We start from the raw sequence: 12976 nt of genomic DNA, 5'->3' as shown, positions 1-12976 counted from the left end.
GAGTGGGCAGCGACCTCATTCTGACAACGCTGGTCCTGGCTGGCGGAATCCTACTACCGGGCCTGCTGATCGGCTCATTTGATCGGCGCAATTTTCAGTCTGGTTGGCTGCTTGTCGCAGCTTTGCTGGTCGTCGCAAATGATGCCGCGCTTACGGATTTTTTGGGTCATTTGCCGGAGATAGCCTGGGGTGATTACAATTGGCAGGGCAAGATTCTCGCACTCGCGATCAGCCTGGCAGTAGCTGCCCACCCAGCTTTCGGGTGGAGGCGAAGTGGAGTGACGCTAAATCAGGGGGACGAGGCTGTTCGCTCCACGATGATCGTGATCGCTGCCTCTCTTTTGTTGTTTGCCATATTATCGCTCCTGCTTCCCAACGATCCCTATAGCGCTGAGACGCTGGCTTTTCAGGCCTCGATGCCGGGTCTTGAAGAAGAGATATTCTATCGCGGCACTCTATTGCTCGCCCTCAATATGGCATTCACCGCGCGTCGCAGAACGGCGGGCGTCGATATCGGTTGGGGAGCTTTGATCGCGACTCTGGCGTTTGGCATGGCGCATGGGGTAGAATTCAACGATGGCGTCTTCGAACCCGACTGGATCGCCATGGCGATATCCGGCATTCCCGCACTCATCCTGCTTTGGGTGAGGGAGCGGACCGGTAGCGTCTTATGGCCGATCATCCTGCATAACGCTGCGAACACTTTCCCACTCATACTCTAGGCTATCATGACCGCACCCATTCTTAGATCTCAACTCGACCGAGAAAGTCCTGAAGCCAAGGCGCGCGCGGCACATAATCGCGCGCTGGCAGAGGAATTGCGCACTGCTGTAGCCAAGGCTGCACTGGGCGGCAGCGAGAAGCACCGTGAACGGCATGTTGCGCGCGGCAAGCTGCTGCCGCGAGAGCGGGTGGAGCGGTTGCTTGATCCCGGTTCGCCTTTCCTCGAGATCGGTCAGCTTGCTGCGAATGGCATGTATGGCGGGGATGTATCCGGCGCGAGCATGATTGCGGGTATTGGCCGGGTCAGTGGCCGACAGGTGATGATCGCGTGCAATGATCCGACGGTGAAGGGCGGCTCCTATTACCCGATGACGGTGAAGAAACATCTTCGCGCGCAGGAAATTGCCGAAGCCAACCACCTGCCATGCATCTATCTGGTCGATAGTGGCGGGGCGAACCTGCCGTTCCAGGCCGAGGTATTCCCAGACCGCGATCATTTTGGGCGCATCTTCTACAATCAGGCCAATATGAACGCGAAAGGCATTCCCCAGATCGCCTGCGTCATGGGCAGCTGCACCGCAGGCGGCGCCTATGTCCCCGCGATGAGCGATGAAAGCGTGATCGTGCGCGAACAGGGCACGATCTTCCTTGCTGGCCCTCCACTGGTGAAAGCCGCTACGGGCGAGGAAATCAGTGCCGAGGATCTGGGCGGCGGCGCGCTCCATGCCAGGAAATCGGGCGTGGTCGATCACCTTGCGGAGAATGACGAACATGCGCTTACCATCGTGCGCGATATCGTCAGCCATCTGGGCGGCAATAATCCTGCAAAAGTGGAACTGAAAGAGCCGCGCCCGCCAAAATATGATGCAGATGATCTATATTCCATAATCCCCGATGATGTGCGCGCGCCCTATGATGTGCACGAGGTCATCGCGCGGCTGGTGGACGGCAGCGAATTTCATGAATTCAAGCACGAATATGGCTCGACACTGGTATGCGGCTTTGCCCATATCTGGGGCATGCCGGTGGCGATCCTTGCCAATAATGGCGTGCTGTTTTCCGAAAGCGCAGTGAAGGGCGCGCATTTCATTGAGCTGGCCTGCCAGCGCGGTATCCCGCTGTTGTTTCTGCAGAATATCTCGGGCTTCATGGTCGGCGGTAAATATGAGGCGGAAGGCATCGCCAAGCATGGCGCGAAGCTGGTAACGGCAGTCGCCACCGCGCAAGTGCCCAAAATCACCGTGGTGATCGGCGGCAGCTTTGGCGCCGGCAATTACGGCATGTGTGGCCGCGCCTACTCCCCGCGCTTCATGTTCACCTGGCCCAATGCGCGGATTTCGGTGATGGGCGGCGAACAGGCGGCCAGCGTGCTCGCCACAGTACACCGCGATGCGGACAGCTGGAGCGAGGAGGAGGCAGAGGCGTTCAAGGCGCCTATCCGGCAGACTTACGAGGATGAAGGCAATCCCTATTACGCCACGGCCCGTCTGTGGGATGATGGCGTGATTGATCCGGCACAGACCCGCGATGTGCTGGGGCTGAGCCTGGCGGCTGCACTGGAGGCACCGTTCCCGCAGCGCCCGCAATTCGGCGTGTTCCGCATGTAAACCAAGTGGTTCTGACCGCCACATTCTCGCCATTTTTGGAAACTTAGACGCTTCAGGTCGTTTGTACTCCAACATCAGGAGAAACGACTCATGCGTAATATGACATTTTTGCTCGCAGCTGCACCGCTGGCCCTTTTGGCCGCCTGTGGCGAGCCCGAAACCGAAGATACGGCCGCGCTCGAAACAGACAAAGCCGCCACCACCCAATCTGCTGACGATACGCGCAGCGCGCATGCGACCGATCTTGACGAGGCTGGCGATTTCTCGGGCACCTACAGCTTTGATGCGCCCGATGGCACCCGGACGCAGCTTACCGTGAACGCGCAGGACGATACCTTTGAGTATAAGGGGGCCGACGGCACATTGGAAAGCGGCAACTATGATCGGCTTGCCGACGGATATCGTATCAAGATCGAGGATTGGTTTGGCAGCCCTGCCTATTTCACCGTGTCCGATGGTGATCTTGTCCGCCTTGAGCAGGACATTGATATCACGCCAGATATGCAGGTCAGCGGTGAACGGTATGTTCGGGGTGATGATGAAGACGATGCCGTTTTCTCACGCGAACCTGAACTTGCCAGCCCCGTCGCCCCACAGGACTGACGCCGGGAAACTGGCAAAGCGCTGCTCGTCTGCTAATGCAGCGGCGGGGAGCGTGCCTTGCACAAAAATGACAACCGAAAGCCGACGTTCCTTTCGCGTATCGTCTGGCGTATTCTCAGCGGGCTTTACAGCTGGAAAGGCTGGAATTTCGAAGGCGAAGTCCCGCCTGTTCCGAAATATATCCTGATCGGCGCGCCGCATACGTCGAATTGGGATTTTGTCGTTTTTGCAGGTGTCGTGCGACGCAAGGGTATACGGCCCAGGTTCATGGGCAAGCACACGCTGTTCAAATGGCCGATGACGCGCTTCATGTATGACATGGGCGGCATGCCGGTCGACCGGTCAAAAGCGGGCGGATATGTGCGAAACGTGATTGCGGAAATTGACGCAGCCGATGAAATCGCGCTGGTTGTCGCACCAGAGGGCAGCCGTAAAAGCGACGGGCGCTGGCGGAGTGGCTTTTATCACATTGCAATGGGTGCAGGCATCCCGCTGGTTCCGGCATGGGTGAACCATGACACCATGCAAGGCGGTTTTGGCGATCCGATCATGCCGTCCGGGGATTTTCTGGCCGATCTTGCAAAGCTCGCCGCTTTCTACCGAACCAAGCGCCCTGATTGCGCGCGCTTCGATACGCTGATGGCACAGGCTGCGGGCGAAGTGGCCAATCCGGCAAAGCGATAGTCTGGCAGGAGCCTGCATGCACGCTTGAGGGGTGTTGCGTGACACGGCTGCAGGTCCGTGCCAAGGCAAAGTATGAAAAACTGGATTGCCCGCATCGCCCGCCTCGTCGTGATCATTATCGCGATGGCTACTCTGGTGGGATTGGTGGCAGCGGACAAATGGTGGATCCGCGTTTTTGATTTTCCGCGCCTGCAAATGGCTCTGCTGCTGACAATTGCACTGGTGATGCTGGTGGCCACACAGTCAAAACGTCTGGCTCTGTGGGGCGGGCTGGGTGCGCTGGCGCTGGGTTTCCAGATATTCCAGCTGTTTCCCTATTCCGCGCTGGCCGGAAAACAGGCCGTTGATGCGGAAAGCTGTACTGCCACAGATCGGTTGAAGATCGTGTCGCTCAACGTCCTGCAGGACAATCGCGATTTCGCGGCTGCGGCGGATTACCTGCGCCGGCAGAATGCGGACATCATATTGATCATGGAAAATGACGCGGCATGGACTGATGCCCTGTCAGCGGCGCTTGACGCCGAATATCCCCATTCGATGAAGATACCGCAGGACAATACTTACGGGATGGCGCTGTGGTCGCGTCTCGAACTGGTCGATGTGGAGCGCAATGAACTGGCCGGGGGCGGCACGCCATCAATCCGCGCGCGTATTCGCCGTGTGGATGGTAGCCTGCCGACGCTGTTTGCCGTCCACCCGCGCCCGCCGCATCCGGGGCAGGACAGTGGCCAGCGCGATGCCGAACTGATGCTGCTGGCTGATCTTGTGCGTCAGTCTGGCCGGCCAACTATCGTGGTTGGTGATTTCAACGATGTGGCATGGTCGCGTGTGACTGAAACCTTCCAGCGTCTGGGCCAAGTAATCGATCCGCGGGTTGGACGCGGCTTTTACGCCAGTTTCGATGCCAAGAACCCGCTGATGCGCTGGCCGCTTGATCATGTGTTCCACACGGATGATTTCGGTGTCATCAGCTTTGACACCGGGCCGGGCGTAGGGTCTGATCATTTCCCGCTGGAAGTGGAATTGTGCCAGCAGAGCGAACGCTTCGCCCCGCAGCAGGAAGCGCCCGATTTGACCGCAGAGGCTGTCGAAACTGCGCGGGAGGAATTGGAGGATGCATCAAAAGGCGGCGAAGGTCCTGATGCCGAACATCTGACGCCAAGCGATGATGGCGACGAGCACGAAGCGCTCAGCGCTGTCGATTAAGCGCGTATCTGAGGCTTGCCCCTGCCATTACGCCTGAAATAGCGATAATTATGATGGCCCAGATCCAGTGCGGCAACCACAGCGCGGCCTCCATCGTTCCGGTATCCGATAACATCATGCGTCCGCCGACCATGCCGCTTTCAGAAAACAGGTAATCCCAATCCGAAAACATGCTGAGCGCGCCCAGTACACCCAGAAACTGTAGCGCAAATCGCTTGAGCCAGTCAGGAGCGCGGAAAGCGATAAGAATGAGCGTGGCAGCCAATGCCGGCAGCACGATCCAGCCAACAAGACCGCGCACCCAGATCAGCGTTGAAATCGCCAGCGCAGCGGCGAGCGCGAGCAGTGCGGGCTTCCAGTATTTGCGCGCGCTGCTTGCCAGGATGAGTGCTGAACCAATCAGGCTTGGTCCCAGCGGACCGCCCATCGCCACCAGTGCACGCGATGTTGCCGTGCTGTCTATTGGAGAGCGCGACTGCGCATAGCCCGATCCGTCCGCATTGATCACCAGAAGATCGAATTGATAACCCTGTGCCAATGCAGTCAGCCCGTGGCCCATTTCATGATACCAGGTGGACAGGATGGTGAAGGGATAGATGAGCATTCCCAGCAATGGCACGCCCGGCAGAAAGGTTACCAGCACACCGGCAAGAATAAGCCGTCCGACCTGCTCCTCCTGGCTGCCCTTGCGAACCCGATGCATCAGTGAGCCGCCGCAGCTTCTGCTTCAGGTGCTTCTGCCGGCAGGAGGTGCGCTTCGTAAAGGATGGACCACCCGGCAAGGAAAAGGCCTGCAACCATCGGTCCGACCACAATACCTGCCAACCCCATGGCAGCAATTCCGCCGAGGGTGGAAATCAGGATCATCCAGTCAGGAATGCCGGTATCGCGGCCCACCAATATGGGGCGCAGCACATTGTCGACCATGCCGATGATCGCCACGCCGGACACCAGCACGACCACGCCCTGCCAGATATCGCCCGTTGCCAGCAGGTAAATCGCAATCGGTGCCCAGACGATGGCGGGGCCGATGGCTGGCAGCAATGAAAACAGCGCAGTCAGCAGCCCCAGCAGCACTACCGATGGCACGCCCGCAATCCAATAGGTTGCTGCGCCAAGTGCCCCTTGCGCCAGTCCCACGACGACGGACCCCTTGATGGTGGCACGCACGATGGAAAGGAAACGCTGTGCAAGCTTTTCCGCTACATCGCTCGCCAGCGGGAGATGGGCGAGGGTCTGCCTTCCAATCGCCCTGCCGTCTCGTAGCAGGAAATAGGCGACATAAAGCCCTACGCCAAAGGACAGCACGAAGCCGAATGCACTGCCGGTAATGGCCAGCGCTTGCTGCGCGATCAGTCCGGAGCTTTCGCGCGCAAATTCCTGCGCCCGCACCTGGATCAATTCGGGCGTGCCGAGTCCCGAGACATCGAGGTTCTGCCGTATAAATGTCGGAAGCGATGCAAACACGGAATCGAACCATCCAGCCAGATCAATGCGTCCTTCGCGAAAGGCGATAACGACTGCGGTGGCCTGCTCCACCACAACGCCGCCAATCATGAAGGCGGGCACGATCACGGCAAAGGTGATTACCAGCAAGGTGGCAATGGCCGCGCGATTGGCACCGCCGCCCATCCACTTGCAGAACCATTGATACAGCGGCTGGAACATGATGGCCGCCAGCGTGGCCCACAGCAGGGGCGATGCAAAGGGCCATGCTATGACAAGGAATGCCAGAGTGACCAGCGCAAGAAAGGTCAGATAGCCGCCACTTTCCAGCTTGGTGCGACTTTTGGCTGTGGTCATGCGGCCCCTCTTGCGATGATCTGTGGTGGTATCAGACGTCCAGATTGGCGACGTTGAGCGCATTGTCCTGAATGAACTCGCGGCGTGGTTCGACCACGTCACCCATCAGGCGGGTAAAGATTTCGTCGGTGACGTCGGCATCTTCCACCTTCACTTGCAGCAGCTCACGGTTTTCCGGATCGAGCGTGGTTTCCCAAAGCTGCTCGGCATTCATTTCGCCAAGGCCCTTGTAGCGGCTGATAGAAAGACCCTTGCGTCCCGCAGTCAGCACCGCATCGAGCAATTGGCTGGGCCGTGTGATTGCGCCATTCAGGCCAGTCGCGGGAAGATCGCCTGCGCCATCTTCATCAGTGGCAGTATCGCTCGCCTGCTGGGCGCTGCCTGCCTTTACCAGCCGCGCCGGGCTGGCATAGGTTTCGGCCTGTTCAACGCCGCGCACATGCAGCTTGCGCGCCTCTGCACTGTCGAGGAATTTACCTTCGATCAAGTGCACATCGGTCACGCCGCGCCATACGCGGTCAAAGCGCACATCGCCTGTCTCTGTCATTGTCGCGGACCAGTCTGCCTCGCTATCGCTGAGCTGGATCTGTCCTGCGGCATGGCTCAACCGTTCATTGCGCGCGGTCGTATCAAGATCCGGCTCCAGTGCGCCTGCCATGGCCATCGCCTCTATCACTGCGGCATCATATTTGCGCGGCGCAAAGGCGAGCAGGTTCTTGAGCAGCAGCGCCTTTTCGACCAAATCCGCCAGATCGGCGCCCGAACGCGCACCGCCTGCGGTTTCCAGCACGCGGTCCTGCAATCCGTTTTCCACCAGATAGCGATCCAGCGCGCCCTGATCTTTCAGGTAAACCTCGCTCTTGCCCTTGGCGACCTTGAACAGCGGCGGCTGAGCGATGAACAGATGGCCTGCCTTGATGATTTCGGGCATCTGGCGGTGGAAGAAGGTCAGCAGCAGCGTGCGGATATGCGCACCATCGACATCGGCGTCGGTCATGATGACGATCTTGTGATAGCGCAGCTTTTCCAGATTGAATTCGTCGCGCAGACCAGTGCCCATCGCCTGGATCAGCGTGCCCACTTCCTTGGAACTGATGATGCGATCGAAGCGCGCGCGTTCAACATTGAGGATCTTGCCCTTTAGGGGCAGGATCGCCTGATATTTGGAATCGCGCCCGCTCTTGGCAGAGCCACCGGCGGAATCGCCCTCGACCAGGAAAATTTCGGACTTGGCAGGATCACGCTCGCGGCAATCGGACAATTTGCCCGGCAGGCTGGCGACACTCATAGCGCCCTTGCGGCTCATCTCGCGGGCCTTGCGTGCCGCTTCCCGGGCGGCAGCAGCGTCGATGATCTTCTGGATGATGGACTTCGCATCGGCCGGATTTTCTTCCAGCCACTCGGTCATTTTCTCGCCCATCAGGCTTTCAAGCGGCTGGCGCACTTCTGAACTGACAAGCTTGTCCTTGGTCTGGCTGCCGAATTTGGGATCGGGCAGCTTGACCGAGACGATCGCGGTCAGCCCTTCGCGCATATCCTCACCCGAAAGCGAGACCTTGGCATTCTTCAGAAGGCCCGATGATGTCGCATAATTATTAAGCGTGCGGGTAAGTGCCGCGCGGAAAGCGGCGAGATGCGTGCCGCCGTCGCGCTGCGGAATATTATTGGTGAAGCACAGTACATTTTCATAGTAGGAATCATTCCACTCCAGCGCCACATCGATGCCGATGCTGTCCTTTTCCGCGCTGACAGAAATGGGATCGGGCACCAGCGGAGCCTTGTTACGATCGAGCCATTTGACGAAGGCCGCAATGCCGCCTTCGTAGAACAGATCATGTTCTGCCACCTCCTCATGGCGCAGATCGCGCAGCAGAATGCGCACGCCCGAATTGAGGAAGGCCAGCTCACGATAGCGATGTTCCAGCTTCTCGAAATCGAATTCCGTGACATTCTTGAACGTATCGGTTGAAGGGAGGAAAGTGACGCGTGTGCCCTTCTTGAGCCCGTCTTGATCGCCGTTTGAAGCAACCGGCGGGGCATCGCCCGTCACTTCGAGCGAGGCGACAGCATCGCCATGCTCGAACCGCATCCAGTGTTCCTTGCCTTCGCGCCAGACGCGCAGCTCCAGCCATTGCGACAGCGCATTGACCACGCTGACGCCGACGCCGTGAAGCCCGCCGGAAACCTTATAGGCATTGTCTTCCGAGGTGTTTTCGAATTTGCCGCCCGCATGAAGCTGGGTCATGATGACTTCGGCGGCGGATACGCCTTCTTCCTTGTGGATGCCCACCGGAATGCCGCGGCCATTATCTTCCACGCTGACAGAGCCATCGGCGTTCAGTTCTATCAGAACAAGGTCGCAATGGCCTGCCAGAGCTTCGTCAATTGCATTGTCGCTCACTTCAAAGACCATGTGGTGCAGGCCCGAACCGTCATCAGTATCGCCGATATACATGCCGGGCCGTTTGCGCACGGCATCCAGCCCCTTCAGCACCTTGATGCTTTCAGCGCCATATTCGCCGTTCTGGCGCGGTTTTTCAGGGGTAGGGCCGGCTGTTTGGTCGGGGGTGTTTTCCATTACCATTATATAGGCGGCGTTGGTCGCATTCCCAAGCGCCGCGCCACTTGTTCCACAAGATAATCGCCAGTCAGCGGTGTCAGGGTGTCTAATATTGCCTCGCAAGAGGCGAGAGTCCGCAGGATCAACGCATCCAGTCGTTCGCAAGAGCGCCCGATCCGGTAAATTCCAGATAGCTGCGCAGCTGGGTCAAAATAGATTCAATCATTCGCCAATTCCCTGTTCTGTCAGATGCGAAAATGGCCGCACGGGTCAAAGTGCGGCCATTCGATGATCCGGAGGCCAATATGGGGGAGAGGCGGCTTTCCGGACCTGAGAGCCTTGCAGAGGCAGGCTCGGCCAATTGAATACCGGTTGGAGCCATGGCACTCAAATGCGAAATAGGCGCTGTATGTTGCGTTTGATGCAACGGACAAAGGCACTGCCCGCACCAAGGGACATCTTCTGATGTCGGCAAATGGGATGAAACGCGGCGTGCTGCTGGACAGGCGCGGCCCTACCGATCTAAGCGCGTGCGATGCAGCCAGACCATCTCCCCGATTCCATTCTTATCGTCGATTTCGGCAGCCAGGTGACCCAGCTTATCGCCCGCCGCGTGCGTGAATCCGGAGTTTATTCGGAAATCGCGCCGTTCACCATGGCGGAAGAGGCGTTTCATCGTCTGCAACCAAAGGGTATCATCCTGTCGGGCTCTCCTGCCAGCGTGCCCGAGGAGGGCAGCCCGCGCGCGCCTGATATCCTGTTCGAAAGCGGCTTACCGATCCTTGGCATATGTTATGGCCAGCAGGTGATGACACATCAGCTGGGGGGCGAAGTGCGCCCCGGCCATGAAACCGGAGATGGCGGCGAATTTGGCCGCGCTTTCCTGACGGTGAGCGATGAATGCGCACTGTTTGATGGTCTGTGGCAAGTGGGTGATCGGCACCAGGTCTGGATGAGTCACGGCGATAAAGTCACTCGCTTTGCCGAAGGGTTCAACATTGTCGCCACCAGCGATGGCGCACCCTTTGCCGTCATCGCTGATGAAACGCGCAAGTATTACGGCACGCAGTTCCACCCGGAGGTCTACCATACGCCGGATGGCGCGCGGTTGCTGGCTAATTTTGTGCGCCATGTATGCGGTCTTTCGGGCGATTGGACCATGGCTGAATTCCGCAAGACCAAGATTGCAGAGATCCGCGCACAGGTGGGCGATGGCAAGGTCATTTGCGGGCTATCGGGCGGGGTTGATTCCGCGGTGGCGGCAGTGCTGATCCATGAAGCCATCGGCGACCAACTTACTTGCGTTTTTGTCGATCACGGATTGATGCGACAGGGCGAGGCCGAGCGGGTCGTCAGCCTCTTCAAAGGGCATTACAACATCCCGCTGGTGCATGTTGACGCAGAAGAGATGTTCCTTTCCGGCCTTGCCGGACAGACCGATCCCGAAAAGAAGCGCAAATTTATCGGCGGTGCCTTCATCGACCTGTTCGAGCAGGAGGCGCGCAAGGTTGGCGGGGCAGATTTCCTCGCCCAGGGCACGCTTTATCCCGATGTGATCGAAAGCGTCAGTTTTACCGGCGGGCCAAGCGTCACAATCAAGAGCCATCATAATGTCGGCGGCCTGCCTGAACGCATGAATATGCAATTGGTGGAGCCTTTGCGCGAACTCTTTAAGGATGAGGTGCGCCTGCTGGGCCGCGAGCTTGGCCTGCCCGATGTATTTGTCGGTCGCCATCCGTTTCCCGGCCCTGGCCTTGCAATTCGCATTCCGGGCGAAGTGACCAAGGAACGCTGCGATATCCTGCGTAAAGCGGACGCGATCTATCTTGAAGAAATCCGCAATGCCGGTCTGTATGATGCGGTCTGGCAGGCCTTTGCCGTGTTGCTGCCGGTCAAAACCGTGGGCGTCATGGGTGACAGCCGCACTTATGACAGCGTCTGCGGCTTGCGCGCTGTGACCAGCACCGATGGCATGACCGCCGATGTTTACCCCTTCGACGCCAGCTTCCTGACCCAATGCGCCACCCGCATCGTCAATGAGGTAAAAGGCATCAACCGGGTGGTATATGATTATACCAGCAAGCCGCCCGGTACGATCGAGTGGGAATAGGGCAAGCCCGCCCGCATATCCTGCCGCTGCTCCTGATTGGGAACGCCCGCCTGCTCCAACCCGTTGGTTGGCGCATGGAAAGTTACTCTAACCAGGAAAAGCGCCATGAAAAAGATAATGATATCAGCTGGGACAGCCGCTGCCTCCTTTGCACTGGCAGGCTGCGCCACGCTTGAAGAAGGCGTCGCTGAAGAAACCGCAGAAACCTATTACGCCGTGCTGACTGGCGCCAATGAAGTGGGCGGTGGAGATGCTGACGGTTATGGCACAGCGGAAATCTCCGTCTCTGACGAACTGGGCCAGATCTGCTGGGATCTGAACGACATACGCGATATCGGCCCGATGACTGCGGCCCATGTTCATATGGGAGCGGCAGGCACAAATGGCCCGCCAGTGTTCACTCTGCGCCGCGCCAATGAAGGCGGCTTCAAGGGCTGCACGGATGCCAGCGAATGGAACCAGAACACCATCGAAGGCGATCCGCAGATGTTCTATGTGAATGTCCACACCGCAGAATTTCCCAATGGAGCCATTCGCGGCCAGTTGACTGATCACGACAATTAAGAACCCAAGGCCAAGGGGATGCCTTTATCGCCAATCGCCACTAAGCTGACAAAGAATGGCCGCAGGCTCCCTCGCGCATTGCAGCCGATCATCGGCTTGGCGCAGGTAAGGCGCGCGCCTTCAGATCAGCAAATCGCCGCCGCCATCAGGCCATGCGGTCTGTATAATATGAAGGCGCGCAATATACATAAATTCTGCGAGGCATTTCTGGCTGATCCAGTTTGGCAAGAAAATCTGTCTTTCGCGCGCATCACGCTGCAATACTTGCCCGTCAACGACATATGCGATTATTTCGCCACAACGCGTAAGGATATCAAATGAGCTGGGATGATTATTTCGCCGACGATGCAGAAGGCGCAGAAGCCGAAAAGCGCGGCAGAAATCGCAGCCTCACAGTCGGTTGGACAGTGCGCTGGCCGGGCGTTGGCGATACGATCTGGGCGCCGCCCAAGACCTTCACCCGCTCCGATGCCAAGGCCGCCAGTGCCAAGTCGATACAGGCCTGTCCTGCGGCGATCGATTTTGACCGGCGACATTTTGTTGTGCCCTGTCCGGTTGATTTGGAGCTGGCATTTACCCGCAATGCTCAGGGCCAGTTGCAACTGACAGATGCCAATGGTGAACAATCGGCCATGCGCCCGCAGGGGAGGGCCAATCTGTTCCAGCTTCAGCCCCCAGGCGAATGGCGACACCCAGAGCGGCCGATCCTGCAATTTACCGCGCCTTATGTCTTCGTGGCGGATCAGCCCTGCTATGTGGTCCAGACCGCGCCCTATCTCCACTGGTTCCCTACGCCACGTCCCGGCGTGGAAATGGGCGGACGCTTTCCAATCCATATCTGGCCGCGCCCCTTGGCTTGGGCGTTTGAATGGTATGACATTTCCAAGCCGCTCATCCTGAAAAGGGGTGAGCCGTGGTTCTATGTCAGCTTCGAAACGGAGAATCCCTCTGCCCGCGTCAGACTGGTGGAGCAGGAAATGACCAAGGATCTGGAAACCTATCTCAACTCGATCATCGATGTGTCGAATTACGTCAACAAGACCTATGGCCTGTTTGGCGAGGCGCAGCGCCGTCGCCCTGAAAAGCTGGTAAAACCCAAGGGCTGAGGCGCGCGCT

12 protein-coding genes are annotated in these 12976 nt (G+C 58.4%); 9 read left to right on the top strand and 3 right to left on the bottom strand.

What is annotated here, in order from left to right:
- Nucleotides 1-2: 2 nt before the first annotated feature.
- The 5 genes from CP97_RS01025 (at nt 3) to CP97_RS01005 (ending at nt 4823) form a co-directional block, all read left to right on the top strand.
- Nucleotides 3-722, top strand: a complete 720-nt coding sequence (locus CP97_RS01025; RefSeq protein WP_048884415.1) for a CPBP family intramembrane glutamic endopeptidase, BDIM_20840 family — start codon at nt 3-5, stop codon at nt 720-722.
- 6 nt (nt 723-728) lie between these two features.
- Nucleotides 729-2330, top strand: a complete 1602-nt coding sequence (locus CP97_RS01020; RefSeq protein WP_048884414.1) for a carboxyl transferase domain-containing protein — start codon at nt 729-731, stop codon at nt 2328-2330.
- A 90-nt stretch (nt 2331-2420) separates the two neighbouring features.
- Nucleotides 2421-2933, top strand: a complete 513-nt coding sequence (locus CP97_RS01015; RefSeq protein WP_149036391.1) for a copper resistance protein NlpE — start codon at nt 2421-2423, stop codon at nt 2931-2933.
- A gap of 57 nt (nt 2934-2990) precedes the next feature.
- A complete protein-coding gene (locus tag CP97_RS01010) occupies nt 2991-3617 on the top strand; it encodes a 1-acyl-sn-glycerol-3-phosphate acyltransferase (RefSeq protein ID WP_048884412.1) in 627 nt (208 codons plus the stop codon).
- 72 nt (nt 3618-3689) lie between these two features.
- Nucleotides 3690-4823, top strand: coding sequence for an endonuclease/exonuclease/phosphatase family protein (locus CP97_RS01005; protein ID WP_048884411.1), 1134 nt, complete (start codon nt 3690-3692; stop codon nt 4821-4823).
- On the opposite strand, the gene CP97_RS01000 is transcribed toward CP97_RS01005, so the two are convergent.
- Genes CP97_RS01000 through gyrB form a run of 3 tightly spaced genes read right to left on the bottom strand, consistent with a single transcriptional unit; the run spans nt 4807 to nt 9204 of the window.
- Nucleotides 4807-5526 carry a M50 family metallopeptidase gene (locus CP97_RS01000; protein WP_048886591.1) on the bottom strand — a complete coding sequence of 240 codons (720 nt, stop codon included), beginning with the start codon at nt 5524-5526 and terminating at the stop codon, nt 4807-4809. The genes CP97_RS01005 and CP97_RS01000 overlap by 17 nt on opposite strands.
- Complete coding sequence (locus CP97_RS00995) at nt 5526-6626, bottom strand: AI-2E family transporter (protein WP_048884410.1); 1101 nt, start codon at nt 6624-6626, stop codon at nt 5526-5528. The genes CP97_RS01000 and CP97_RS00995 overlap by 1 nt, the downstream gene beginning before the upstream one ends.
- A 31-nt stretch (nt 6627-6657) precedes the next feature.
- Nucleotides 6658-9204, bottom strand: a complete 2547-nt coding sequence (gene gyrB / locus CP97_RS00990; RefSeq protein ID WP_082863665.1) for a DNA topoisomerase (ATP-hydrolyzing) subunit B — start codon at nt 9202-9204, stop codon at nt 6658-6660.
- 517 nt (nt 9205-9721) lie between these two features.
- On the opposite strand from gyrB, the gene guaA reads away from it, so the two are divergent.
- The 4 genes from guaA (at nt 9722) to CP97_RS00970 (ending at nt 12966) form a co-directional block, all read left to right on the top strand.
- On the top strand, nt 9722-11296 hold the full coding sequence (guaA, locus tag CP97_RS00985; RefSeq protein WP_048884409.1) for a glutamine-hydrolyzing GMP synthase: 1575 nt from the start codon (nt 9722-9724) through the stop codon (nt 11294-11296).
- Nucleotides 11297-11401: 105 nt separating this feature from the next.
- Nucleotides 11402-11860 carry a CHRD domain-containing protein gene (locus CP97_RS00980; protein ID WP_048884408.1) on the top strand — a complete coding sequence of 153 codons (459 nt, stop codon included), beginning with the start codon at nt 11402-11404 and terminating at the stop codon, nt 11858-11860.
- An 18-nt stretch (nt 11861-11878) separates the two neighbouring features.
- Nucleotides 11879-12181 carry a hypothetical protein gene (locus CP97_RS16605; RefSeq protein WP_048884407.1) on the top strand — a complete coding sequence of 101 codons (303 nt, stop codon included), beginning with the start codon at nt 11879-11881 and terminating at the stop codon, nt 12179-12181.
- Complete coding sequence (locus CP97_RS00970) at nt 12178-12966, top strand: hypothetical protein (RefSeq protein WP_048884406.1); 789 nt, start codon at nt 12178-12180, stop codon at nt 12964-12966. Before CP97_RS16605 ends, CP97_RS00970 begins: the two co-directional genes overlap by 4 nt.
- Nucleotides 12967-12976: the final 10 nt, after the last annotated feature.

The organism is Aurantiacibacter atlanticus (assembly GCF_001077815.2).
GTDB lineage: Bacteria > Pseudomonadota > Alphaproteobacteria > Sphingomonadales > Sphingomonadaceae > Alteraurantiacibacter > Alteraurantiacibacter atlanticus.
Note: the sequence above shows the minus strand (reverse complement) of the source record. Positions and strands in the feature narration are given on the sequence as shown.